The following is a 24,252-nucleotide window of genomic DNA, read 5'->3' as shown; positions in this document are numbered from 1 at the left end:
GTGACCTCTTCCCTGCGTCCCACCCGTCGCCATCTGCTTGCCGCCGGCGCCGCCTTCGTCGCCTTCCTTGCCGCCTCCGCCGCGTCCGCTGAGGAACGCGTGAAGCTGCTGATCGGCTACCAGGACCTCACCGTGCCCTCCACCGTCACCGCTTCCAAGGTGCTCGAGGGCGCGCCCTATGACGTGGAATGGGTGATCCTGCCCGGCCCGGCGGCCCAGCTCTCGGCGCTCTATTCCAAGAACATCGATGTGGGCCACATGGGCGACACCTCGCTCATCATCGAGCAGGGCAAGGCCAAGGACGAGTGGGTGGAGGGCAATCCCCCGCTGCAGATCATCGCCGGCTGGCGCGCCAATGACGGCAAGTATCCGCCCATCGTCACCGTGGTGCGCACGGACGCCAAGATCGACACGCTGGCCGACCTGCGCGGCAAGAAGTGGTCGTACAATTTCGGCGGCTTCAACTATCTGCAATATGTGCTGACCGGCCTGAAGGCAGGGCTCACGCCTAAGGATTACGAGGCAGTGCAGCTCGGCGACCAGAATGCCTCCGCCGCCGCCTTCAACTCCGGCCGGGTGGACGCCTTTTCCGGCTCCATCGCGCCCGTGGGTGAATCCATCGAGAAGGGCACGGCCCGCGTCCTCATCACCAGCGACGAGCTGGAGATCCCCGCCCTCAACGTCTTCACCGCCCGCGGCGACGTGCTGAAGGATCCGGCCAAGCGCGCCGCCCTGGCCGATTTCCTTGCCCGCGTGCGCACCCACTGGACCTGGTATGCGGACCATCTCGACGAGGTGCAGAAGCTCTATGAGGAGAAGGTGAAGCAGACCCCGGCGCGGGCGAAGCTCACCACCCTCTACCAGAAGGCCACTTTCCAGCCCCTCGACGACAAGCTGGTCGCCCGCGAGCAGAAGATCGCCGACATCCTCACCGAGGCGGGCGGCATCCCGAAGAAGATCAACGTGAACGTTGAGTTCTACCGCGGCTTCAATTCCTCCACCGCCGGCGGCAACTGAGTGGCGAGGAACGGGAGACGACACATGGCAGCCTCTCCTCCGCCCGCCGTCGGCCGGCTCTCGCGGCGAACCCTTCTCGCCGCCACCGGCGCGCTCCTCCTCCCCGGCCTGGGTGCCGGTCGGGCGGGCGCGGCGGATGCCAGCCTCAAGGTCGGCTATCAGGACTCGACCCTGCCCGAGCTCGCCCGCGCCTCTGGCGTGTTCGAGGGGGCGCCCTACAAGGTGGAATGGGTCGTGCTGCCCGGCCCCGCCGCGCAACTCACCGCCACCTATTCGAAGGCCATCGACCTCGCCCATCTCGGCGACACCTCGCTCATCATCGAGCAGGGCAGGTCCGCCGATGGCTGGGCGGGCGGGCCGCCGCTCCAGATCATCGCCGGCTGGCGTAATCTCGACGCGCGCTATCCGCGCATCGTCACCGCCGTGCGCTCCCGCACCGGCGCGAAGACGGCGGCCGAGCTGAAGGGCCTCAAATGGGGCTTCAATTTCGGCGGCCTCAACTATGTGCAGTACCTCCTCGCCCGCCGGGCCGGCGGCCTCACCACCGCCGACATCGACCCCATCCAGTTCGGCGATGGCAATGCCGCCGCCACCGCCTTCAATGCCGACCATGTGGACGTCTATTCCGGCCTCGGCGCGCTGGTGGGCGAGGCGGTGGAGAAGGGCCAGGCGCGGATCGTGCTCACCAGCGACGATCTGGACATTCCCGCGCTCGGCGTGTTCGCCGCCCGCACGGACGCCATCGCCGATCCCGCCCGCCGCGCCGTACTGCAGGATTTCGTCGGCCGGCTGGCCCGCTATTTCGCATGGTATGCGGACAATCTGGATGCCGCCGAGCGCATCTACATCGACAGGGTGAAGCAGAGCCCCGCCCGCGCCCGCTATTACGTGGAATTCGGCAAGGCCCGGCTGCGCCCCATCGATGCCGAGCTGATCCGCCGCGAGCAGAAGATCGCCGACGCGCTGCTGGAGGCCGGCGCCATTCCACGCGCCATCGATGTCTCGTCCGAGTTCAACACCACCTTCAACGCCGCCGTGAACTGAACGGCGCCGGAGGGACCATGAACGTCTCCGTCAGCCCGAAGGCGGCCGCAGTGCGTGCCGACGTCACCGCCGCCGTGGTGCAGGCGACCCAGCGCATCCGGTTCGACGATATCCCCGCGCGCACCATCGCCACCACCAAGCGCGTGCTGCTCGATACGCTGGCGGTTGCCTGGGCGGCGGCGGATGCGGCCGGCGTCAATGCGGCGCGGGCGCTCGCGCTGCGCGGCGCGCCGGGCCATGCCAGCCTGTGGGGTGAGGGCGAGACCCGGCGGGAGCCCTCCGCCGCCGCCTTCTACAACGGCACGCTCGCGGCGGCGCTCGACTTCGACAGCCTCGCCGGATTCGTCCATGCGGACATCATCGTGGCGCCCGCCACGCTCGCCGTCGCCGAGCAGCAGCGTCGCAACGGGCGCGAGCTTCTCGCCGCCCTCACCCTCGGCAACGAATTGGTGGTGCGGCTGGCGGCAGCGACGCGCACCAACCGGGGCTTTTTCCACACCTCCATCGCCGGCGTGTTCGGCGCCGCGCTCGCCGCCGCCCGCCTGCGCGGGCTGGATGCGGACCGCACCCACAATGCCCTCGGCATCGCCTTGTGCCACGCCGGCGGGACCCAGCAGAGCCATGTGGAGCAGCGTCTCACCAAGCGTCTGCAATCGGCCTTCGCCGCACGCGACGGCATCATTTCCGCCGATCTCGCGGCGCTCGGCACCACCGGCCCAAGTGCCGCCTTCGAAGGGCCGTTCGGCCTGTTCGCCTTGTTTGAGGACGGTCGGCCGGAAGAGGTGCTGGACGGCCTCGGCCGCCGCTTCCTGGTGGAAGAGACCGCGCTCAAGCGCTTTCCCGCCTGCGGCTGCAGCCATGCGGCGCTTGCCGCGGCGCTGGAGATCGTCGCCCGCCAGGGCATCACCGGAGCGGATGTGGCGCGGGGCGAGATCGTGCTGACGCCCTATATGGCGCGCCTTGTCGGTGGCGCCTTCGCGCCCGAGGCCAATCCGCAGGTTACGGGCCAGTTCAACGTGCGCTACGGCGTCGCCGCTGTCCTCGCGCGCGGCGGCTTCGGCCTCTCCGACATCGAGCCGGCGGCGGTGCTCGACCCCGCCATCCGGCCGCTGGTGGAGCGCCTCACCGTACGGGTGGACGAGAGCCGCGCCGGCACCTTTGCCCCTGCCGACGTGACCATCGAGACCCGCGACGGCCGCCGCCTGCATCACCGCGTGGAGGCCGTGCCCGGAAGCCCCGAGGCACCGCTCTCCGAAGACGAGATCCACGCCAAGCTGGTCGCGGCGTTCGGCTACGGCCGCAACGCGCTGCCGCCGGCCCGCATCGAGGCACTGGTGCAGCGCATCCACCGGCTGGAGGGGGTAGACGATATTTCCACCCTCTTCGACCAGGTGCTGTGAGCGGCGACCCTTTTCAAGTCACTTCGCACGAGGCCTCCATGGCGCATGATTTCAACGACCGGGTCATCTGGATCACCGGCGCCGGCGGCGCCCTCGGCCGGGCCAGCGCCGAGACGCTGGCCGCGCAGGGCGCGACCGTCATCGCCTCCGGCCGGCGGGCAGAGACGCTGCCCTCGGCCGCACGCATCGTGCCGCTGGCCGTGGACATCACCGATGCCGCCGCCGTCGATGCCGCCGCGGCAGAGATCGTAAAGCGCTTCGGCCGGCTGGACGGGGTGGTGACCTCCACCAACCTGCCCATCTTCGGCGACTTCCTGACGCTCGAGGATGCCGACTGGCTAAAGGTGATCGACGCCAAGCTGCTCGGCACCGTGCGCGTGGTGCGCGCGGCGCTGCCGCATCTCATCGCCTCCGGCAAGGGGAGCGTGGTGGTGTTGAGCGGACGCGGCGGCATCGAGCCTTCGCCGCAGCATCTGCCGGGCTCCAGCGTGAACGCGGCGCTGATCCTGCTGGTGCGGGGACTGGGCACGGTCTACGGGCCGCAGGGCGTGCGGGTGAATGCCGTGTCGCCCGGCCCCATCAAGTCGCCCCGGCTGGATGCGCTGAACGCCGCCGGCACCGGCGCGCCGCCCGACACCGCCCTCCCCGGCCCCGGGCTTCCCGCGGACGTGGCCAACGCCGTGGCGTTCCTTCTGTCCGACGAGGCGCGCTACATCACCGGCTCGAACGTGTTCGTGGACGGCGGCGGCCGCGCCCTCGCCTGATCCGATTGCGCCGCAAAAAGCAGAAGGCCACCGGATCGTGGTCCGGCGGCCTTCTCGCGTCAGGGATAGACCTTGAAGGCGATGGTGTCGTCGCGCTCGATCTGGCGGATCAGGTCGATCTCCCAGTCGAGATAGCGGCGGAAGGCGGCATGGCGGTCGCCGGCCTCCTGGTAGGGCGAGCGCCAGACGTCATCGGCGGCATGGAGCAGGGCGGTCTCGCCGGTTTCCAGCGGCAGGCCGATGGCCTTCCAGGCCGCCGTTCCGCCCTCCAGCACCGAGACCTGCCGGCCGGACCCCGCCAGTTCCGCCGCCGCCAGCGCCGCAAGCTTGCCGTCCGACGAGGTCAGCACCAGCGGTCGCGGCGGCAGCGTGTCGAGCTCCTCGGGCAGGCGGGCGCGCACCGCGAAGCGGGCGCCGGGAATGTGGCCGGCCGCATAGGCCAGACTCGTGTCGAGATCGAGCACCACCACCGCATCCCGGGCGATGAGCCGCTCCATCCCCGCCACCTGCGTCACCGCCACGGTGGGGGTGCGGCCGAGCACGACCTGCGGCTCCGGGCCCTGCTCCAGCCGGTCGGCGGCATCGAGGCCCAGCACATAGACCTCGCCGACACCGAGCTGGATGAGCCACGAGGCGGTGATGGCGGCGCGAACGCCGTCGGCGTCGTCCACCAGCACGATGCGGGCGTTGCGGGTGCCCACCCAGCGGTCGGTGGCCTGCACCAACTGGCCGCCTTCCGCCCAGAACGATCCCGGCAGGTGGCCGGCCTCGTACTCGGCGCGGGTGCGCACATCCAGCACATAGAGGGTGCGCGCATCGCGCTCCGCCTCGAAGCGGGCAAGGCCCTCGCGATCCAGCGTGCGGATGCCGAAGCGCCGGGTGAGGCGGGCGACGCTGGCGCGCGCCTTCTCCAGCTCGGCGGGACCTGGGGCGGGCACTTCCGCGCGATCGCCATGGGCGAGGTCGTAGCCCTCGAACAGCCACGCCATGGTGCCGTTCTCCAGCGCCACCACGGTGTTGCGAATGCCGGCATTGATGAGCGCCTGCGCGCCGATGATGGAGCGGGTGCGGCCCGCGCAGTTCACCACCACCAGCGTCTCGTCGGAGGGCACGAGGCCATGGACGCGGAACGGCAGCTCCGCGTTGGGCACCGCATGGGCGCCGGGAATGTGGAAATTCTCGAATTCCTGGAAGGTCCGCCCGTCGAGGATCACGATGTCCTCCCCTCGATCAAGCCGCTCCTTGACCTCGCGGGCCGGCAGGCGGGGCGTGCCATAGGCGTGCTCCACGAATTCGCCGAACGCCTTGGAGAGCACGTTCGAGCCGGTATAGGCGATGCCCCCCGCCGCCTCCCAGGCGGCCACGCCGCCATCGAGCACGGACACGTCGGAATAGCCGAGTTCGGAGAGCCTGCGCGCCGCGCGGGTGGCAAGGTCGCCGGCGCCGCCGTCCGTCACCACCACCGGCGCGCCGAAGCGCGGCAGGAGGGCGGCGGCGCGCAGCTCGATCTGGCTCAGGGGCAGCGGAACGGACTGGAGGATGTGACCGTCGCGGGAGCGCACGCCCTCCTCGCGGGCATCCACCAGCGCGACTTCTCCGCCGCCGGCCAGACGGTTTCGCAAATCCTCGACGGTGATGAGTTGGTAGGGCTCCGCCAGTGCGGCGGGCGGGGTCTGGAGCGCGGCGGTCGCGGTCATGGGCGGTCTCCGGGAAGGGGTGGGCAGCCATCCTCTCTGTCTTTTTCTATAAATTCAATTGAATTTATTGACTAACATAAGAGGTGCTGATTTTCTGCGGTCACGCCGCCCGAACGGAACCGGAAACCGACCCATGACGCAGACGCCCGCCTCGGACAGCACCGGCCCCGCCGCCGGTTCAAATAAGGAAATCCGCGTCAACGCCTTCGCCATGGCGACGCCGGTGCATCACTCGCCCGGTCTGTGGCGGCATCCCGAAGACCGTTCGCTCGACTACACGACGCTCGGCTACTGGACCGACCTTGCCCGCATGCTGGAGGACGGCGGCTTCGACGCGCTATTCGTCGCCGACAGCATGGCCTCCAACGATGTCTATGGCGGCTCCTACCATGCGGCGCTGAAGGTGGGCGCGCAGATCCCCAAGCTCGACCCCATCGTGGCGGTGTCGGCCATGGCCCGGGTGACGCGGCATCTCGGCTTCGGCATCACCAGCAATGCGCTCTACGAGCCGCCCTACCCCTTCGCCCGCCGCATGTCGACGCTGGATCACCTCACCAAGGGGCGCATCGGCTGGAACATCGTCACCGGCCACACCAGCTCCGGCTCCCGCGCCGTGGGCGAGAAGGCACTGACGCCCCACGACGCGCGCTACGACATCGCCGACGAATATCTCGATGCGGTCTACGCCCTCTGGGAAGGCAGCTGGGATGACGACGCGGCGGTGCGCGACCGCGCGAACCGCGTTTTCGCCGACCCGGCGAAGGTGCGCCCCATCGTCCATCGCGGCCAGCATTTCCAGGTGGAGGCGATCCACCTCTCCGAGCCGTCTCCCCAGCGCACGCCCGTGCTGTTCCAGGCCGGCGCCTCCACGCGCGGCCGGGCCTTCGCCGCGCGCCATGCGGAATGCATCTTCGTGAGCGGGCCGACGCCCAACGTCATCGCGCCTGTGGTGGCCGACACCCGCGCCCGCGCGGCGGCGCTGGGTCGCGACCCGAAGGAAATCATGTTCTTCTCCATGGCCACCACCATTGTCGGCGCCACGGAGGAAGAGGCGCGCGAGAAGCTGGAAAGCTACCGCCGCTTCCTCAATCCGGAAGCCGCGCTGATCCTGTTCTCGGGCTGGACCGGCATCGACTTCTCCAAGCACGACCTCGACGCCCCCATCCGTTTCGACGACCGCTCGCAGGGCCTCGTCTCTGCGTTGGAAGCCTTCTCCATCGCCGATCCGAACCGGGTGTGGACGGTGCGCGAACTCGCCGAGCACAACGCCATCGGCGGGCGCGGCCCGGTCTTCATCGGCTCGGCCGCGCAGGTCGCGGACCAGATCGAGGCCTGGGTGGAGGCCACCGACGTGGACGGCCTCAATCTGAGCTACGCGGTGACGCCCGGCGGCTATGCGGATTTCGGCGCGCTGGTGGTGCCCGAGCTGCGCCGCCGCGGCCGCTTCAAGGCCGACTACGCCGCCGGCACGCTCCGCGAGAAGCTCTATGGCCCCGGCCGCAGCCGCCTGCCGCAGAGCCACCCCGCCGCCGCCTTCCGCCCCGCCGCTGCACCCGTCGCCGCCGCGCGCGCGGCGGTCTGACTTCCCGGGAGAAAGCGCATGTCCGCCGATGCCTTCGGAGCCATGGCCCTCATGTTCGGAGCCGTCTGCCCCGGCGAAACCCGGCCCGCGCTGGCTCCAGCGCCTCGCAATGATCTGCGCCTGAGCACGGCGCCCCGCGCATCCGGGGCCACGGCACCCGTCCTGCGACAGGTCTCGCTCGGCGCGACCCTCGCGTCTCTGCTCCAGCGCTGACCCCGGAAAGGCCCGCCATGACACGCCAGATCCGCCTCAACGGCTTCATCGGTTTCAGCCCGGTGCATCTCTCGCCCGGCCTGTGGGCCCACCCCGCGAGCCGGGGCGCCGATTACAACACGCTCGATTACTGGGTGGACATCGCCAAGGTGCTGGAGCGTGGCAAGTTCGATGCCCTGTTCATCGCCGACGGCATCGGCGTGCATGACGTCTATGGCGGCAACGCGGACGCGGCGATCCGCTCCGGCGCGCAATTCCCCAAGCTCGATCCGCTGATGCTGGTATCCGCCCTTGCCCACGAGACCAAGGACCTCGGCTTCGGCATTACGGCCTCCACCAGCCACGAGTTGCCCGCCGTGCTCGCCCGGCGCTTCTCGTCGCTGGACCATTTCACGCAAGGCCGCATCGGCTGGAACATCGTGACCGGCTATTCCGACAGCGGAGCCCGCGCCGTGGGGCGCGAGAAGGTGATCGCCCACGACACGCGCTATGATCGCGCCGACGAATTCCTCGAGGTCGCCTACAAGCTGTGGGAAAGCTCGTGGGAGGACGCCGCCGTGGTGCGCGACCGCGCCTCCGGCACCTTCGCCGATCCCTCCCGGGTCCACCGCGTGCGGCATGAAGGCCGGCACTTCGACATCGACACCATCCACCTCACCGAGCCCTCGCTCCAGCGCACGCCCTATCTGTTCCAGGCCGGAGCCTCGCCACGCGGGCGGGCGTTCGCGGCGCGGCACGCGGAGGCGGTGTTCGTGGGCGGGCCGACCCCGGCAAGCATCGCACCGGGCATCGCCGACATCCGGGCGCGGGCGGCGGCGCTGGGGCGCGATCCGCGCGACATTGCCGTCTTCACCCTCGCCACCGCCATCCCCGCCCGCAGCCGGGCGGAGGCGGATGACAAGCTCGCCGACTATCGCCGCTACACCGACCCCGACGGTGTGCTGGCGCTGTTCTCCGGCTGGACCGGCATCGATTTTTCCGCCTTCGACCTCGACGCTCCGCTGACCCTCAGCGAAGTCAAGGAGAATGCCGTGCAATCTCTGCTCGAGACCTTCACGGTGGCGGAGCCGGACCGGGTGTGGACGCTGCGCGAGATCATCGCCCACAACGGCATCGGCGGGCGCGGCCCGCTCTTCGCCGGCACGCCGGCCGACATCGCCGACGAGCTGGAAGCCTGGGTGGCGGCGGCGGACGTGGACGGATTCAACCTCTCCCACGCCTTCTTCCCGGATACTTTCACCGACGTGGTGGACCTGCTGGTGCCGGAGTTGCAACGCCGGGGCCTCTACAAGCAGGACTACGAGACCGGCACCCTGCGCGGAAAGCTCTCCGGCTCCGACCGGCTGAAGGAGACCCATGCCGGCGCCGCCTATCGCAGGCTCAGCGAGGCCGCGTGAGTGGCCAAAAGGGTCGCGCAATCTGTAGCTCGGCTAATGTCTATTAATTCGCGTGATTAACTGGACAATACAGCTTGGCCGTGTCATCCATGGTGCATCGGCGCGCAAGAGGGGGCATCCGGTGACGGCCAAGGGACGCGACGGCCAGATACGAGAAGGCCAGATACGCGATGGCTACGGGGTGTTCGATCGTGCCGAACCGGTCGGCGGCGTCGCTTTCCACGATGGTGATCGGAGCGATGGGGGCGCGGGCGGCAACCCTCCACCCTCGGGCTGGAACCTCGCCCCGGTGGTCGCGGCGCTGAAGCTGTCGCGGGATGTGCAGCACAACATCCGCCATCGCGGCCTGCTGCGCCCGCCACCCTCCCGCGAGGCCATCGTTTCCGCCCTGCAGGGGCTCGCCGCGGCGTTGTTCCCGGCCCATTATGGACCGCCGGGGCTCGCCGCCGAGACCATCGACTATTTCGTCGGCGCCACCCTCAACGACGCGCTCACCACCCTCGCGGAGCAGACCCGGCGCAGCCTGCCCTTCTCCACCCGGGAGGCGCGCTCCGAGGCGGTGTTCGAGCGCGACGCCATCGACATCGTCCGCGCCTTCGCCCAGCAATTGCCGCAGATCCGCGCCCTCCTCGTCAGCGACATCCGCGCGGCCTATGAGAACGATCCGGCGGCCACGGGCTTCGCCGAGATCCTGCTGGTCTATCCCGGGCTCACGGCGGTGGTGCATCACCGCATCGCCCATGCGCTCTACGGGCTCGGCGCCGGCTTCCTCGCCCGCCTCATCTCCGACATCGCCCATTCGCGCACCGGCATCGACATCCACCCCGGCGCCGCCATCGGCGGCAGCTTCTTCATCGATCACGGCACCGGCGTCGTCATCGGCGAGACCACCATCATCGGCGAGCGGGTGCGCCTCTATCAGGCGGTGACGCTGGGCGCGCGCAATTTCCCGACGGACGCCTCGGGCGCCATAATCAAGGGCGCTCCGCGTCATCCCATCATCGAGGACGACGTGGTGATCTATTCCGGCGCCACCGTACTCGGGCGCATCACCATCGGTCGTGGTTCGAGCATCGGCGGCAATGTCTGGCTCACCCATTCGGTGCCGCCGGGCAGCCATCTCACGCAGGCGCAGAACCGCTCGGTGGGCGGCGCGGGAGACCCCGCGCCCCTATCGCCCGCGAGCAACGGGGCGCGCCACACCAGCCTTTCAACGGGGAACCCGAATGACTGAAGAGCCTGCCATCAGAAGGACATTGAACGAGGCCGCCGCCCGGCAGCTCGCCAATGCCACGAAGACCCGCGCGCAATGGTCCGGCATCACGCCGCGCTGGCTCGTTTCCTTCCTGCCGTGGACACCGGTGGAAGCCGGCATCTACCGCCTCAACCGCGTCAAGGAAGCCAACGGCGAGATCGCCGCCGACGTGGAATGCTCGCCCCGCCGCGACCAGGACCCGGACCTGCCGGAGACCTTCGTGGACTATGACGAGGCGCCGCGGGAATATTCCCTCAATGCGGTGACCACCATCCTCGACGTGCAGACCCGCGTCTCGGACCTCTATTCCCACCCCTACGACCAGATCCAGGAGCAGCTGCGCCTCCTCATCGAGAAGGTGAAGGAGAAGCAGGAGGCCGAGCTCATCAACAATGCCGAGTACGGCCTTCTGACCAACGCGGCGCCCTCACAGAAGATTGCCACCCGCACCGGCGCGCCGACGCCGGACGATCTCGACGAACTCATCACCAAGGTGTGGAAGGAGCCGGCCTTCTTCCTCGCCCATCCGCGCGCCATCGCCGCCTTCGGCCGCGAATGCACCCGCCGCGGCGTGCCGCCGCCCACGGTGACCCTGTTCGGCACCCCGTTCCTCACCTGGCGGGGCCTGCCGCTGGTGCCGTCCGACAAGCTCTATGTGGACGAGAACGGCAAGACCAACATCCTGCTGCTGCGCACCGGCGAGAAGAAGCAGGGCGTGATCGGCCTGTTCCAGCCGGGCGTTCCCGGCGAGGTGGCGCCGAGCCTGTCGGTGCGCTTCATGGGCATCAACCGCAAGGCCATCGCCTCCTATCTGGTCTCGCTCTACTGCTCGGCCGCCGTGCTCACCCACGATGCGCTGGCGGTGCTCACCGATGTCGAGGTCGGCAAGTATCATGCCTATCCTGACACCTACGCCTGAACCGGGGGGGCCCGAAGGGGTGGCGGATTTCGGCCCGGACGATTTCGGCGCGGCGGCAAACGCTGCGCCGGCATCGCCGCCGCCGGGCTGGCCCGACCCGCAGGTGCTGCAGCAGATCGCCAACGCCCTGTTCCAGGCAGGGCCGCTGCCCGGTTCCGGTACGGCTGATGCCGCGCCGCACCTCGTGACGCTGCCGTCCGCGCCGCCGAACCCGACCGACGTGCCGGGCCTGCCCGCCACCACGCTGGCTGCCCAGCATTTGCCGTCGCGGCCCCCCTTCGCCGCGCCGGACCTGCCGCCCGTGACCATCCCCTCGGTGGTGCCGACGCCCAACATCCCTGCGCCGCCGGCACCGGCGGCGGTGGCCGTTCCCGGCCTTCCCGGCTTGCCCCAGCCGGGTGGCTCACCCGCGCTGTCGCTTCCGGGCCTCGCCAGCGGCTTCAGCGCCGGGCAGGTGCCGGCGGGCCTCGGCAGCGTCATCGCTCTCGACAGCCGGCGTCCGCCCGCGCCTTCGACGGCCCCGGGGGATTTCGGCGGAGAGGCGGGCGGCCTCTACTTTCTGGACGAGGCGCGCGCCCACTCGCCCCTTCCCGCCTCTGCGTCCCTGCCGGCGGAACCCGCCCTGCCGTCAGCGCCCGCCCTCCCCGCCCTCCCGGCCGCGCCGGCGCAGGCCCCGGACTTCGGCGGGATCTCCTCGGCGCTGAGCCCGGAGCTGGTGCCGGACCTCGGCCCGCAGACGCGCCCGTTCGATCCGCACGCGATCAAGCGGGACTTCCCCATCCTGCAGCAGAGCGTGCACGGCAAGCCGCTGATCTGGCTCGACAATGCCGCGACCACGCAGAAACCGCAGGCGGTCATCGACCGCCTGACGCACTTCTACGAGCACGAGAATTCCAACATCCACCGTGCCGCCCACGCCCTCGCGGCGCGGGCGACCGACGCCTATGAGGCGGCCCGCGAGAAGGTGCGGCGCTTCCTCAATGCCGGGTCGGTGAAGGACATCATCTTCGTGCGCGGGGCCACCGAGGGCATCAACCTCGTCGCCCAGACCTATGGCCGGCGGCATGTGAAGGAGGGCGACGAGATCGTCGTCACCCATCTGGAGCACCACGCCAACATCGTGCCGTGGCAGCAGCTCGCCGCCGAGAAGGGCGCGCGGCTGCGCGTCGCGCCGGTGGACGACACGGGGCAGGTGATCCTCGAGGAATACGAGAAGCTGCTCAATCCCCGCACCCGCATCGTCGCGTTGGCGCAGGTGTCCAACGCGCTGGGCACGGTGGTTCCAGTGAAGGAGATGGTGGCCATCGCCCACCGCCACGGCGTCTGCGCGCTGGTGGACGGGGCGCAGTCCGTCTCGCACATGGCGGTGGACGTGCAGACGCTGGACGCCGACTTCTTCGTCTTCTCCGGCCACAAGGTGTTCGGCCCCACCGGCATCGGCGTGGTCTACGGCAAGAAGGACGTGCTCGCCCATCTGCCGCCGTGGCAGGGCGGCGGCAACATGATCGCCGACGTGACCTTCGAGAAGACCATCTACAATGGTCCGCCCGAGCGGTTCGAGGCCGGCACCGGCAACATCGCCGATGCGGTGGGCCTCGGCGCGGCCATCGACTATGTCGAAAGCATCGGCATGGAGGTGATCGCCCGCTACGAGCATGAGCTGCTGGTCTACGCGACGCAGCGGCTTCTGACCGTGCCCGGCCTGAAGCTCGTCGGCACGGCGGCGGAAAAAGCGAGCGTGCTCTCCTTCGTGCTCGATGGCTGCCGCACGCAGGACGTGGGCGCGGCGCTGGATCGCGAGGGAATCGCCGTGAGGGCCGGCCACCATTGCGCCCAGCCCATCCTGCGACGGTTCGGGCTGGAGAGCACGGTGCGGCCCTCCCTCGCCTTCTACAACACGACCGACGACGTGGACGCGCTGGAAACCGCCCTCAAGCGCATCCAGAGCAGCCGCGGCTACCGGCTCTGACCCCTCCCCGCCCCGGCCCCATCGCCGGGGCGGGAGAGGCCGGGCGCCAAGCCCGACGAACGTTGAGAATTCAGCCGCACTTCTGCGGCCCCGGCACGCCCCCCAAGAAACCCCTGCTCCGCCAGAGACCGCAGAAGGGGATTTCTCGTCAGCTTTCCCATCGAGCCGACGCCCTGCGCAGGGCCGCACGGCCATTCCACGTCCAACTCGTGGACATTTAATTACATTAAAACGATCGACAAACTAAGTTTAAGGGATATGCTGACCGTCTCTTCGCCCATGCGTCGCGCCGGACCGGAATTCCGGTGTTGAGCCTGACCTGCGAAGCGCTCCGCTCGAAGCGCGCCGGGTGCCCCTCCGGCCCTTTCCAACGCTCCTTTCCGTCGGACCCGCCACTTCGGACCCAGCCATGAACGAAATCGTCGTCCCCTCCGCCGCCGCGACCCTTCTCGGCGGACCGCTGCGCCCGGACGCGCCGGCGCTTGATGCCCTGTTCGACACCATCGCGGCGGGCTCTGCCCAGCGCGAGTACGAGCGCATCCTGCCGCACGAGCCGCTGGGACTGATCCGCTCTACGAAGCTCGGCGCCCTGCGCCTGCCGGTCGAGGCGGGCGGAGCCGGTGTCTCGTTCCGCGAGCTGTTCGGGGTCGTGCTGCGTCTCGCCACGGCGGACGCCAACGTGGCGCACATCCTGCGCAATCATTTCACCTTCGTGGAGCGCTACGCGCGCACCCCGCGCAATGCCGCGGAAGAGGGATGGCGCCGCGCCGTGGCGGAAGGGGCCATCGTCGGCCTCGCCAATACGGAGAGCGACGCCAAGGTGGTGGGCGGCTCCCCATTCGCCACCGTTCTGCGCCCGGACGGCGACGGCTGGCGCATCAGCGGCCGCAAATACTATTCCACCGGCACCATCTTCTCCGATCTCGTGCTGGTGCGGGTGGCGACGCCGGAGGGCGGCAACGCCTCCCTCATCCTGCCGGTGAAGCGCGAGGGCATCGAGATCGTCGATGACTGGGACGGCATCGGCCAGCGCCTCACCGGGTCGGGCACCACCATCTTCAACGACGTGCGCGTCGAGCCGGACGAAGTGGTGCCGGACGGCACCAGCGTCGGCTACGGTACGGCCTATTCCAGCACCCTGCCACAGCTTTACCTCACCACGGTCAACGCCGGCATCCTCGCCGCCGTGCTGCGGGATGCGACGGCCCTGCTCAAGAGCCGCAAGCACACCTATTTCTTCGCGCCGACGGCCGTCGCCACGGAAGATCCCATCCTCCAGCAGGCGCTCGGCGAAATCTCGGCGGCGGCCTATGCGGCGGAAGCACTGGTGCTCGCCACCGCCGATGCGCTCGATGCCGCCGATGCGCTGCGCGCGTCCGGCGCGTCTTCGGAAGAGGTGAACGCGGCGGCCCACGGGGCGGCGCTCAAGGCGGCGCGGGCCAAGGTCATCATCGATGATCTCACCCTGCGCTCGGCCAGCCAGCTGTTCGATGTGGGCGGCGCCTCGGCGGCCCACCGCGCAGTCAATCTGGACCGCCACTGGCGCAATGCCCGCACCCTCGCCTCGCACAATCCGCGGTCCTACAAGGCGCGCCTGCTCGGGCTCCACGCCATCGACGGCACGCCCCTGCCGCCCTCGAGCTTCTTCTGAGCCAGGGGCCGGCGTGGTCCGGCCCCTCAGCGCCCAACCCCATCCGAGACCCGAAAGCCCGATGACGTCCCCCTTCGAGACCCTAGCCCTGTCCCGTCGCACGCTCCTTGCCGGCGCCGGCGCCTCCCTCCTCCTGCCGGCAGCCGCGCGCCGGGCGGGCGCAGCCCCGGCCGCCGGAGGCACCCTCGTTGCCGTGCTCGATCCCGAGCCGGCAGGCCTCGTCGCCGGCCTCACCATCTCCGCGCCGGCGGTGGCGGTCTCGGCCAACATCTTCGACGGGCTCGTGGAGTATGACGAGGGCTTCAAGCTCAAGCCGAGCCTCGCCACGTCCTGGGAGACCTCGGCGAACGGCACCGTCATCACCTTCCGCCTCCGCAACGACGTGACCTGGCATGACGGCACGCCCTTCACCTCGGCGGACGTCGCCTATTCCCTCCTCGAAGTGACGAAGAAGGTGCACCCGCGCGGCAATGCGGTGTTCGCCAATCTCACCGCCGTGGACACGCCCGATCCGCACACGGCGGTGCTGCGCTTCTCGCGCCCCTCGCCAGTGGTGTGGGCGGCCTTCAACGGCACCGAGACGCAGATCCTGCCTAAGCATCTCTACGAAGGGACCAACCCCCTCACCAATCCCCTGAACGGCAAGCCCATCGGCACCGGCGCCTTTGTCTTCAAGGAGTGGGTGAAGGGCGAGCGCATCGTTCTGGAACGCAATCCCAATTACTGGGACAAGGGCCGGCCGTATCTCGACCGGGTGGTGTTCCGCATCATCCGCGATCCTGCCTCCCGCGCGGCGGCGCTGGAAACCGGAGAGGCGCAATACATCCCGCTCAATCCCGTGCCGCTTTCGGACGTGGCACGCATCAAGGCGTCCAAAGACCTCGTGGTGGAGACGCGCGGCTTCGAGGGGCCGGCGCCCATGTATTTCTTCGACTTCAACCTGCGCCGTGAGCCGTTCGGCGACATCCGGGTGCGGCAGGCCTTCGCCCACGCGCTGAACCGCAAGGCGCTGGCCGAAACCGTGTTCTACGGCCTCGCCAAGCCCGCCGCCGGGCCCGTGCCGAGCTACCAGACCCAGTTCTTCGCGCCCGATCTTCCGCAATATGACTACAACATCGCCAAGGCCGAGGCGCTGCTGGATGCCGCCGGGCTGAAGAAAGGCGCGGACGGCGTACGCCTGCGCATCGACCACATCCCCTCCGCCTATGGCGAGGATTACCGGCGGGCGGGCGAATACTTCAAGCAGGCGCTGAAGCGCATCGGCGTCGAAGTCACGCTGCGCAACTACGATCTGCCCACTTACATCAAGGTGGTCTTCACCGAATACGATTTCGACACCCACAGCGCCTGGTATTCCGCCTATCCCGATCCGCAGATCGGCGTGCAGCGGCGCTATTGGAGCCAGGCGATCAAGAAAGGTACGCCCTCGTCCAACGCCTCGGGGATCGCCGACCCGGAGATCGACGCGGTCATCGAGCGCATCCAGACCGAGGGCGACGTGGAGAAGCGCAACGCCGACATCCGCGAATTGCAGCGCCTCGCGCAGGTGAAGCTGCCCTCCGTGAATCTGCTGGAGCTCACCTTCTACCGCGCCTATTCGGCGAAGCTCTCGGGCATCGATCTCGCTCCGTTCGGCGGCTACCAGTCGCTGAAGACCGTGTGGGTGGGGGCCTGAGATGGCGCGCGCCCTTCAGCTGCCCGAGGGGCGGGTGCTGCGCTATCTCGGCCTGCGCGTGGTGCAGGTGGTGCCCACCATCCTCGCCATCGTGGTGCTGAACTTCTTCTTCCTGCGCCTCGCCCCCGGCGACCTCGCCGAGGTGATGGCCGGGGAGGCGGGCTCCGCGACGCCCGAATACATGGCCATGCTGCGCCAGCAGTTCGGGCTCGACGAGCCGCTGCTGGTGCAGTTCCTCAAATATATGGGCCAGCTATTCCAGCTCAATCTCGGCTATTCGTTCCGCAATTCCATGCCGGTGCTGGACCTCATCCTGACCCGCGCGCCCAACACCGCGCTGCTCATGCTCTCCAGCCTCGTGCTGGCGGTGGCGCTCGGCATACTGTTCGGCGCCATCAGCGCGCAATGGCGCGGGCGCTGGCCGGACGGCGTGCTCTCCGCCTTCTCCACCATTGGCTTCGCCACGCCGCTCTTCTGGGTGGGGCTGATGCTGATCGTGCTGTTCTCGGTGGAGCTGCGCTGGCTGCCGGCGGGCGGCATGCGCGACCTGCAGCAGGTCCATACCGGGCTTGCGGCGGTCGGCGACGTGGCGCTGCACATGGTGCTGCCGGTGCTGTCGCTGGCCTTCTTCTACATCGCCATCTACACGCGCCTCACCCGCTCGGCCATGCTGGAAGTGCAGGAACTGGACTTCGTGCGCACCGCCCGCGCCAAGGGCATCGCACCTTTGCCCATCGCCGTGCGCCACGTGCTGCGCAATGCGCTCCTGCCCATCGTCACCATGACCGGCCTGCAGCTCGGCACGCTGCTCTCGGGGTCGGTGGTGATCGAAACCGTGTTCGCCTGGCCCGGCATGGGCCGGCTAGCCTTCGATGCGGTGTTCCAGCGCGACATCAACCTGCTGCTGGGGGTGCTGTTCTTCTCCTCCTTCCTGGTGATCGTCTCGAACCTCGCGACCGATCTCGTCTACGCCCTGCTCGACCCGAGGATCGACGTGCGATGAGCCTCGACGCCACCGACATCCTTCCCCGCGCCGCCGCGGCTTCGGCCCCCGCCGCGCCGAAGCCGCGCCGCGCGGTGCGCACCTCCTCCTTCGGCTATCGCTTCCTGCGCAGCCGCACCGCCCTTGCCGGCAGCATTGGCCTCGCCTTGGTGGCCGGCGCCGCGCTGTTCGCGGGGCAGATCTTCCCCGGCGATCCGCTGGACATGGTGGCCCGACCGTTCATGTGGCCCTTAACCTCGGCGGAATACCCGCTCGGCACGGACATGCTGGGCCGGGACATCCTCGTCGGCCTCGTCTATGCGGCGCGCGTCTCGCTGGCGGTCGGCCTCGCCGCCGCCGGGCTCGCGGTGGCGCTGGGCGTCGTGTTCGGCGCGCTGTCGGGCTATTTCGGCGGCTGGGTGGACCAGGTGCTCACCCGCATCACCGAAGTGTTCCAGACCATGCCGCCGCTCGTGTTCGTGGTGGTGGTGGTGGCGATCCTTACCCCCTCGGTCTCGTCCATCGTGCTCGGCATCGCCGTGACCTCCTGGCCGCAGGTCGCCCGGCTGGTACGGGCCGAGGCGCTGCGGCTGCGCGATGCGGAATTCGTGCAGGCGGCGCGGGTGATGGGCATGGGACATTTCCGCATCATCCTCACCCACATATTGCCCAATGCCATCTCGCCGGTGGTGGTGGCGGGCTCGATCCTCGTCGCCTCCGCCATCCTCACGGAGGCGGCGCTCTCGTTCCTCGGCCTCGGTGATCCCAACCTCATCTCCTGGGGCAGCATGATCGGCTCCGGCCGCGAGGTGCTGCGCACCGCTTGGTACATGACCGCTTTGCCCGGCCTTGCCATCTCGCTCACCGTCATGGCGCTGAACCTGCTCGGCAACGGCCTCAACGACGTGCTCAACCCGCGGGTGTCGCTGACATGACGCGCCCTGCCCTTCTCGACGTCAAAGACCTCACCGTCCGCTTCCGCACCCCGGCCGGCCGGCTGACGGCGGTGGATCGCCTCTCCTTCAACATCGCGGCCGGCGAGACGCTCGCCATCGTCGGCGAGAGCGGCTGCGGCAAGTCGGTAACGGCCATGGCGCTACTGCGCCTGCTCCGGTCGCCGCCGGCGGAGATTTCGGGAAGCCATGTGCGGTTCGAGGGCACGGACCTGCTGGCCCTCTCCGAGCGCGCCATGCGTGACGTGCGCGGCAACCGCATCGCCATGATCTTTCAGGACCCGCTCTCCGCGCTGAACCCGGTGCGCACGGTGGCCGACCAGATCATCGAGAGCCTGAAGCGCCACACGAGCCTGCGCGGCCCCGCTCTGCACCGGCGCGCGGTGGAGCTGCTCGACCTCGTCCGCATTCCCGAGCCCCATCGTCGGGCGGACGACTATCCGCACCATTTCTCCGGTGGCATGCGCCAGAGGGTGATGATCGCCATCGCCATCGCCGCCAATCCGCGCCTGCTGATCGCCGACGAGCCCACCACCGCCCTCGATGTCACCGTGCAGGCGCAGATCCTGAAGCTCATCGTCTCGCTCCAGAAGGAGTTCGGCATGAGCCTCCTGCTCATCAGCCACGACCTCGGCGTGGTGGCGGAGACGGCGGACCGCGTGCTGGTCATGTATGCCGGCCGCAAGGTGGAAGAGCGTCCGGTGGCCGACCTGTTCGCCCGTCCGCTCCATCCCTACACCCGGGCCTTGATGCGCGCCCGCCCCACGCCCGGCCTGCGGCGCGCGCTGCTGGACGAAATCCCCGGCATCGTGCCCTCCCTGGCCGACCTGCCGCCCGGCTGCGCCTTCGCGCCGCGCTGCGCCCATGCGGACGAGACCTGCGCGCGGCTCCAGCCGGTTCTGGAAGGCGTGGGCGGTGGCGGCAGCGTCGCCTGCCTCCACCTCGATCGCCTCGCGGGGGAGAAGCCCCGCGCGCCCGTCCTGGAAGGCGTGCCGGCATGAGCGCGCCCGTGCAGACGCCCGCTTTGGAAGTGCGCGACCTCGTGGTCTCCTACCGCACCGGCCGGGGGCCCCTCTCGGCGGTGGACGGCGTTTCCTTCGCCATCCGCCCCGGCGAGACGCTGGGGCTGGTGGGGGAATCCGGCTGCGGCAAGTCCTCCCTCGCCAAGGCCATCGTGCAGTTGGTCGAGCCCACGTCCGGCGCGCTGAAGGTGGAGGGGCACGACATCACCGGGCTCAACGCCCGCGAGCGGCGGGCGCTTCGGCCCAAGGTGCAGATGGTGTTTCAGGACCCCATGGGCGCCCTCGACCCCCGCCAGCGGGCCGGCACGATCCTCGAAACCCCGCTCAAGCTCAACGGCGTGCGCGGCAAGGCCGAGCGGCGAGCCCGGGTGGCGAGCCTCATGGAGGCGGTGGGGCTGAGGCCCGAATTCATCGACCGGCTGCCGCATGAATTCTCCGGCGGCCAGCGCCAGCGCATCGGCATCGCCCGCGCGCTTGCCCTCGATCCCGCGGTGATCGTCTGCGACGAGCCGGTGTCGGCGCTGGATGTGTCGCTGCAGGCGCAGGTGCTGAACCTCCTGCGCAAGGTGCAGCGTGAAACCTCCGTCGCCTATCTCTTCATCAGCCACGATCTCTCGGTGGTGGAGCACATCGCCGACCGGGTGGCCATCATGTATCTGGGCCGCATCGTCGAGCTTGCCCCGCGCGAGACGCTGTGGCGCGCGCCGCTCCATCCCTACACCCGCGCGCTCATAGAGGCGCTGCCGCGCATGGACCCCGGCGTGAGCCGTATCGCCGACAAGACCATCGTCGGCGGCGACCTGCCGAGCCCCTTCGCGCCGCCCAAGGGCTGCCGCTTCCACACCCGATGCCCCATCGCCGTCGCGCGCTGCGCCATTGATGCGCCGGCCCTGAGCGATGCGGGCGACGGCCACCTCGTGGCCTGCCATCTCGCATCCGGCGCCGTGCCCGCGCCAAACGCCAGCGCTGCGTTGCAGCCGGCCTGACCCCCTGCCTGCCCGTCCGGCGCCGCAGCGCCGATCCGGAGACCCGACCATGACCGCACGCATCACAATCTCGCCCGCGGACTATCCCGAAAGTCCCCTCGCGCAGGCGCTGAAGCAGCCGCTGCTGCTCGGCCTGTTCCTGCCCATCCAGAGCGGCGGCTGGTCACCCTCGACCCTGCCGCGCAGCACCGACTGGACCTTCGACTACAACAAGGCGCTCACCCTCAAGGCCGAGGAACTGGGCTTCGACCTCGCCTTCGGCCTTGCCCAGTGGATCGGCAAGGACGGCTACGGCGGCGACCTGAAGTATCGCGAGCAGGCCATCGACCCGTTCGTGACCGTGGCGGCCCTGTCCTCGGTGACGAAGAGGATCATCCTCATCTCCACCATCCACATCCTCTACGGGCCGTGGCACCCGCTGCACCTCGCCAAGTTCGCGGCGACGCTGGACCACATTTCGGGCGGGCGCTTCGGCATCAACATGGTCACCGGCTACGCCCCGCGCGAGCCGAAGATGTTCGGCACCACCCAGATCGAGCATGACGCGCGCTATGCGCGGGCGGCCGAGTTCATCGGCATCGTCGAACGGCTATGGGCCTCCAGCGAGAACTTCACCATCGACGGCGAATTCTGGAAGCTGGAGGAGGCTTACGTCTCGCCGCGGCCCAGATATGGCCGTCCGATCCTCGTCAACGCCACCGGCTCGCCCGCCGGCTTCGACTATGCCGCCCAGCATTCCGACCTCGTCTTCATCACCAGCCCGGCCGGGGCGGAGATCGAGGCGGCGCTCGCCGCGTTGCCGGACCACGTGGCAAACCTCAAGGCCCGCGCCAAGGCTGCCGGGCGCGAGGTGCGCGCCATCATCAACCCGATGATCGTCTGCCGGCCGACCGAGCAGGAGGCGAAGGCGTATCACGCCGCCATCCTCGCTCATGCCGATACCGGGGCGGTGCAGGGCTTCCTCGCCCACCACGCCGCCGGCGACAGCCAGGCCTGGAAGAACCACAAGGGCGAGCACCGGGTGCTCGGCGGCAACATCCAGATCATCGGCTCGCCCGAGCAGGTGGCGGACAAGCTCATCCGCCTGAAGCAGGCCGGCATCGACGGCGTTCAGCTCGCCTTCTTCGACTTCAAGCCAGACCTCGATTTCTTCGGCGAAGCGGTGCTGCCGCTGCTGAAGCAGGCCGGGCTGCGCATCTGATCCCCACACGACCGAAACGGAGGCTGCCCATGCTGAACCGTCGCGACATCCTGCGCCTTGCTGCGGCCGGCGCCTCCCTTGCGGCCGTGCCGATGGCGCACGCTGCGGACGGCTCGCCCGTCCGCGGCGGGCACCTCGTCTCCATCGTGGTGCCGGAGCCGCAGACCCTCGGGCTCACGGTGTCCAACCCCACCATCGTCATCGCCATCAACGTGTACGATGGCCTCGTCACCTATGACGGGACGGGCGCGCCGCGTCCGCAGCTCGCCGAGAGCTACGAGCAGGCACCCGACGGCCGCTCCATCACCTTCCGCCTGCGCAAGGGCGTGACTTGGCACGACGGCGTGCCCTTCACTGCCGCCGACGTGAAGTATTCGATCCTGGAGGTGGTGAAGAAGACCCACCCGCGCGGCATCGGCACCTATTCGCAGCTTCAGGACATCGAGACGCCTGACGACCACACCGTCATCCTGCGGCTGGCGAAGCCCTCGCCGGTGATCTGGGCCGCGCTCAATTCCAGCGAGACGCAGATCCTGCCCAAGCACCTTTATGAGGGCACCGATCCGCTCACCAATCCCTGGAATACGAAGCCCATTGGCACGGGTCCCTTCATCTTCAAGGAATGGGTGCGCGGCAGCCACGTGACGCTGGAGCGCAACCCCAACTACTGGGATGCCGGCAAGCCCTATCTCGACCGGCTCACCTTCCGCTTCGTGCCCGATGCCGGCGCCCGCGCCGCGGCGCTGGAGACCGGAGAGGCGCAATATGTGCCGCTCAGCCCGGTGCCCCTCTCGGACGTGGAGCGGCTCGCCAAGCGGCCGGACCTCGTGGTGGAAACGCGTGGCTGGGAGGCGGTGGCGCCGGTCTTCTTCCTCGACTTCAATATGCGCCGTCCGCAGTTCCAGGATGTGCGGGTGCGCCGGGCCATCGCCCTCGCCATCGACAAGAAGGCGCTGGCGCGAACGGTCTGGTACGGCTTCGCCGAGCCCGCCACCGGCCCGGTGCCGGCATTCCAGACCGCGTTCGCGGCCACCGGACTGCCCCAGTACGACTATGATCCGAAGAAGGCCGAGGCGCTGCTCGACGAGGCCGGCCTCAAGCGCGGGCCGGACGGCGTGCGGCTGCGCTTCAACCACGCCAGCATCCCCTATGGCGACGACTTCAAGCGCTCGGGCGAGTTCATTCGCCAGCAATTGAAGAAGGTCGGCATCGAGGTGGAACTGCTGAATTACGATCTGCCGACCTTCCTGCGGAAGATCTACACCGAATACGACTTCGACACGCTGAACGCCTATTACGCCGCCTTCGCCGATCCGCAGATCGGCGTGCAGCGCCGCTTCTGGTCGCAGACCATCCGGCCGGGGTCGGCGTGGTCCAACGCATCCGGCTATTCCAACCCCAGGGTGGATGCATTGCTGGAGGCCGCGGCGGTGGAGCCGGACCCGCAGAAGCGCAAGGCGCTGCTCGGCGAGTTCCAGCTGATCGTGCAGACCGAGCTGCCCTCCATCTCCATCTTGGAGCTGAAGCAGTTCCGCGTGTGGTCGAGCCGGTTGAAGGGCGTGAATGTCGGCCCAATCGGGGTCTATTCCTCCTTCGCGGATGCCTGGCTGGAGCCGGCGCCCGGAGCCGTTCGGGGCTGAGCGCCGGACGTCCGCCTGTCCCGAACCCTGTCCAAGCCGCCACAAGGGATGCGTCATGTCTCAGGTTCCGCCGCGCAACTCCGCCCTCGCCGACCGGCGCGTCGTCGTCATCGGCGGCACCAAGGGCATCGGCTTTGCCACGGCAGAGGCGGCGGTGGCGGAGGGGGCCGAGGTGGTGGTGGCGAGCCGGGACGCGGCGCGTGTCGCCGGAGCGGTGGAGCGCCTGGGCGCCAAGGCGTCCGGCGCCAGCCTCGACGTCGCCGATGCCGAAGCGGTGGCGCGCTTCTTCGGGCAAATAGGGCCGTTCGACCACCTCGTGACGACGGCGGCGCATGTGGTGCGCAAGCCGCTTCTGGAGGCGGACCTCAATGAGGCCCGCGCCTCCTTCGATTCCAAGTTCTGGGGGCAGGTGAATGCCGTGCGCTCCGGTGCGCCGCTGATCCGGGCGGGCGGCTCCATCGTCCTAGTGTCGGGCATCTCCAGCCGCCGGGGCATCGGCACCATGGCCTTCCCTGCCGCCATCAACGGCGCCGTCGAGGCGCTGGCGCGCAGCCTTGCCGTCTCGCTGGCGCCCATCCGCGTGAATGCGGTTTCGCCGGGCTATATCGATACGCCCGGCCATGGCGGGCCGGAGCGGGCGGCGACGCTGGCCCGGGTCGCGGCTGCCATTCCCGCCGGACGGCCGGGGCGGCCGGAGGAGGTGGCGCAGGCCATCCTCTATCTCCTCACCAACCCCTTCTCCACCGGCACCGTGCTCGACATCGACGGCGGCCACCTCGCATCGTGAGAGGGCCGGGTTTTACGTTGCGTCCGCTCAAACGCCGCGCTGGCTGTTTCGGCTTGTCTACGCTCGGGCGCCGCGCGGGCTTTGGGGCCGGCGAAGGC

General features: G+C 69.3%; 20 protein-coding genes. 19 read left to right on the top strand and 1 reads right to left on the bottom strand.

What is annotated here, in order from left to right; translation table 11 throughout:
* From HUW53_RS11940 to HUW53_RS11925, 4 genes are read left to right on the top strand one after another with little or no spacing between them, the layout of a single operon-like run.
* On the top strand, positions 1–1,017 hold the full coding sequence (locus tag HUW53_RS11940; RefSeq protein WP_237345987.1) for a PhnD/SsuA/transferrin family substrate-binding protein: 1,017 nt from the start codon (positions 1–3) through the stop codon (positions 1,015–1,017).
* Positions 1,018–1,041: 24 nt separating this feature from the next.
* Positions 1,042–2,061 (top strand): type 2 periplasmic-binding domain-containing protein, encoded by a 1,020-nt coding sequence (locus tag HUW53_RS11935; protein WP_237345986.1) that lies wholly within the window; start codon positions 1,042–1,044, stop codon positions 2,059–2,061.
* Positions 2,062–2,078: 17 nt separating this feature from the next.
* The gene (locus HUW53_RS11930) at positions 2,079–3,461 is read left to right on the top strand and encodes an MmgE/PrpD family protein (RefSeq protein WP_237345985.1); all 1,383 of its coding nucleotides are present in this window, start codon (positions 2,079–2,081) and stop codon (positions 3,459–3,461) included.
* 38 nt (positions 3,462–3,499) lie between these two features.
* The gene (locus tag HUW53_RS11925; protein ID WP_237345984.1) at positions 3,500–4,225 is read left to right on the top strand and encodes an SDR family NAD(P)-dependent oxidoreductase; all 726 of its coding nucleotides are present in this window, start codon (positions 3,500–3,502) and stop codon (positions 4,223–4,225) included.
* A 59-nt stretch (positions 4,226–4,284) separates the two neighbouring features.
* Here HUW53_RS11925 and HUW53_RS11920 read toward each other — a convergent pair whose 3' ends face one another.
* Complete coding sequence (locus tag HUW53_RS11920) at positions 4,285–5,922, bottom strand: rhodanese-like domain-containing protein (RefSeq protein ID WP_237345983.1); 1,638 nt, start codon at positions 5,920–5,922, stop codon at positions 4,285–4,287.
* Positions 5,923–6,055: 133 nt separating this feature from the next.
* On the opposite strand from HUW53_RS11920, the gene HUW53_RS11915 reads away from it, so the two are divergent.
* From HUW53_RS11915 to HUW53_RS11845, 15 genes are all read left to right on the top strand, one after another.
* Complete coding sequence (locus HUW53_RS11915) at positions 6,056–7,504, top strand: LLM class flavin-dependent oxidoreductase (RefSeq protein ID WP_237345982.1); 1,449 nt, start codon at positions 6,056–6,058, stop codon at positions 7,502–7,504.
* Positions 7,505–7,522: 18 nt separating this feature from the next.
* Positions 7,523–7,717, top strand: coding sequence for a hypothetical protein (locus HUW53_RS11910; protein ID WP_237345981.1), 195 nt, complete (start codon positions 7,523–7,525; stop codon positions 7,715–7,717).
* A gap of 17 nt (positions 7,718–7,734) precedes the next feature.
* Positions 7,735–9,114: an LLM class flavin-dependent oxidoreductase gene (locus HUW53_RS11905; protein WP_237345980.1), complete on the top strand. Its 1,380-nt coding sequence runs from the start codon at positions 7,735–7,737 to the stop codon at positions 9,112–9,114.
* 289 nt (positions 9,115–9,403) lie between these two features.
* Entirely contained in the window at positions 9,404–10,348 is a 945-nt protein-coding gene (gene epsC, locus HUW53_RS11900; protein WP_237346030.1) for a serine O-acetyltransferase EpsC, read from the top strand.
* Positions 10,341–11,288 carry a family 2A encapsulin nanocompartment shell protein gene (locus HUW53_RS11895; RefSeq protein ID WP_169124038.1) on the top strand — a complete coding sequence of 316 codons (948 nt, stop codon included), beginning with the start codon at positions 10,341–10,343 and terminating at the stop codon, positions 11,286–11,288. The genes epsC and HUW53_RS11895 overlap by 8 nt, the downstream gene beginning before the upstream one ends.
* Entirely contained in the window at positions 11,263–13,257 is a 1,995-nt protein-coding gene (locus HUW53_RS11890) for a family 2A encapsulin nanocompartment cargo protein cysteine desulfurase (protein WP_370877850.1), read from the top strand. The genes HUW53_RS11895 and HUW53_RS11890 overlap by 26 nt, the downstream gene beginning before the upstream one ends.
* A 409-nt stretch (positions 13,258–13,666) precedes the next feature.
* On the top strand, positions 13,667–14,908 hold the full coding sequence (locus HUW53_RS11885) for an acyl-CoA dehydrogenase family protein (RefSeq protein WP_237345979.1): 1,242 nt from the start codon (positions 13,667–13,669) through the stop codon (positions 14,906–14,908).
* 61 nt (positions 14,909–14,969) lie between these two features.
* Positions 14,970–16,583, top strand: coding sequence for an ABC transporter substrate-binding protein (locus tag HUW53_RS11880; protein ID WP_237345978.1), 1,614 nt, complete (start codon positions 14,970–14,972; stop codon positions 16,581–16,583).
* Between the two features lies 1 nt (position 16,584).
* The gene (locus tag HUW53_RS11875; RefSeq protein WP_237345977.1) at positions 16,585–17,586 is read left to right on the top strand and encodes an ABC transporter permease; all 1,002 of its coding nucleotides are present in this window, start codon (positions 16,585–16,587) and stop codon (positions 17,584–17,586) included.
* Positions 17,583–18,500, top strand: a complete 918-nt coding sequence (locus HUW53_RS11870; RefSeq protein WP_237345976.1) for an ABC transporter permease — start codon at positions 17,583–17,585, stop codon at positions 18,498–18,500. Before HUW53_RS11875 ends, HUW53_RS11870 begins: the two co-directional genes overlap by 4 nt.
* Positions 18,497–19,519, top strand: a complete 1,023-nt coding sequence (locus HUW53_RS11865) for an ABC transporter ATP-binding protein (RefSeq protein WP_237345975.1) — start codon at positions 18,497–18,499, stop codon at positions 19,517–19,519. The genes HUW53_RS11870 and HUW53_RS11865 overlap by 4 nt, the downstream gene beginning before the upstream one ends.
* Positions 19,516–20,526 carry an ABC transporter ATP-binding protein gene (locus tag HUW53_RS11860; protein WP_237345974.1) on the top strand — a complete coding sequence of 337 codons (1,011 nt, stop codon included), beginning with the start codon at positions 19,516–19,518 and terminating at the stop codon, positions 20,524–20,526. The genes HUW53_RS11865 and HUW53_RS11860 overlap by 4 nt, the downstream gene beginning before the upstream one ends.
* A gap of 49 nt (positions 20,527–20,575) precedes the next feature.
* Positions 20,576–21,727, top strand: coding sequence for an LLM class flavin-dependent oxidoreductase (locus HUW53_RS11855; protein WP_237345973.1), 1,152 nt, complete (start codon positions 20,576–20,578; stop codon positions 21,725–21,727).
* A 29-nt stretch (positions 21,728–21,756) separates the two neighbouring features.
* Positions 21,757–23,367, top strand: coding sequence for an ABC transporter substrate-binding protein (locus HUW53_RS11850; protein WP_237345972.1), 1,611 nt, complete (start codon positions 21,757–21,759; stop codon positions 23,365–23,367).
* A gap of 55 nt (positions 23,368–23,422) precedes the next feature.
* A complete protein-coding gene (locus HUW53_RS11845; RefSeq protein WP_237345971.1) occupies positions 23,423–24,154 on the top strand; it encodes an SDR family oxidoreductase in 732 nt (243 codons plus the stop codon).
* The last annotated feature ends 98 nt before the right edge of the window (positions 24,155–24,252 follow it).

The sequence above is a fragment of the Xanthobacter agilis genome (assembly GCF_021730435.1).
GTDB classification, from domain to species: Bacteria; Pseudomonadota; Alphaproteobacteria; order Rhizobiales; family Xanthobacteraceae; genus Xanthobacter; species Xanthobacter agilis.
Note: the sequence above shows the minus strand (reverse complement) of the source record. Positions and strands in the feature narration are given on the sequence as shown.

What these genes read in the sequence shown, in the direction of transcription:
- HUW53_RS11910 (WP_237345981.1), top strand. Translation starts at nt 7,523, where the DNA reads ATGTCCGCCGATGCCTTCGGAGCCATGGCCCTCATGTTCGGAGCCGTC.
- HUW53_RS11905 (WP_237345980.1), top strand. Translation starts at nt 7,735, where the DNA reads ATGACACGCCAGATCCGCCTCAACGGCTTCATCGGTTTCAGCCCGGTG.
- HUW53_RS11935 (WP_237345986.1), top strand. Translation starts at nt 1,042, where the DNA reads ATGGCAGCCTCTCCTCCGCCCGCCGTCGGCCGGCTCTCGCGGCGAACC.
- HUW53_RS11880 (WP_237345978.1), top strand. Translation starts at nt 14,970, where the DNA reads ATGACGTCCCCCTTCGAGACCCTAGCCCTGTCCCGTCGCACGCTCCTT.
- HUW53_RS11890 (WP_370877850.1), top strand. Translation starts at nt 11,263, where the DNA reads ATGCCTATCCTGACACCTACGCCTGAACCGGGGGGGCCCGAAGGGGTG.
- HUW53_RS11885 (WP_237345979.1), top strand. Translation starts at nt 13,667, where the DNA reads ATGAACGAAATCGTCGTCCCCTCCGCCGCCGCGACCCTTCTCGGCGGA.
- HUW53_RS11930 (WP_237345985.1), top strand. Translation starts at nt 2,079, where the DNA reads ATGAACGTCTCCGTCAGCCCGAAGGCGGCCGCAGTGCGTGCCGACGTC.
- HUW53_RS11875 (WP_237345977.1), top strand. Translation starts at nt 16,585, where the DNA reads ATGGCGCGCGCCCTTCAGCTGCCCGAGGGGCGGGTGCTGCGCTATCTC.
- HUW53_RS11850 (WP_237345972.1), top strand. Translation starts at nt 21,757, where the DNA reads ATGCTGAACCGTCGCGACATCCTGCGCCTTGCTGCGGCCGGCGCCTCC.
- HUW53_RS11860 (WP_237345974.1), top strand. Translation starts at nt 19,516, where the DNA reads ATGAGCGCGCCCGTGCAGACGCCCGCTTTGGAAGTGCGCGACCTCGTG.
- HUW53_RS11925 (WP_237345984.1), top strand. Translation starts at nt 3,500, where the DNA reads ATGGCGCATGATTTCAACGACCGGGTCATCTGGATCACCGGCGCCGGC.
- HUW53_RS11865 (WP_237345975.1), top strand. Translation starts at nt 18,497, where the DNA reads ATGACGCGCCCTGCCCTTCTCGACGTCAAAGACCTCACCGTCCGCTTC.
- HUW53_RS11845 (WP_237345971.1), top strand. Translation starts at nt 23,423, where the DNA reads ATGTCTCAGGTTCCGCCGCGCAACTCCGCCCTCGCCGACCGGCGCGTC.
- HUW53_RS11915 (WP_237345982.1), top strand. Translation starts at nt 6,056, where the DNA reads ATGACGCAGACGCCCGCCTCGGACAGCACCGGCCCCGCCGCCGGTTCA.
- HUW53_RS11855 (WP_237345973.1), top strand. Translation starts at nt 20,576, where the DNA reads ATGACCGCACGCATCACAATCTCGCCCGCGGACTATCCCGAAAGTCCC.
- HUW53_RS11895 (WP_169124038.1), top strand. Translation starts at nt 10,341, where the DNA reads ATGACTGAAGAGCCTGCCATCAGAAGGACATTGAACGAGGCCGCCGCC.
- HUW53_RS11920 (WP_237345983.1), bottom strand. Translation starts at nt 5,922, where the DNA reads ATGACCGCGACCGCCGCGCTCCAGACCCCGCCCGCCGCACTGGCGGAG.
- HUW53_RS11870 (WP_237345976.1), top strand. Translation starts at nt 17,583, where the DNA reads ATGAGCCTCGACGCCACCGACATCCTTCCCCGCGCCGCCGCGGCTTCG.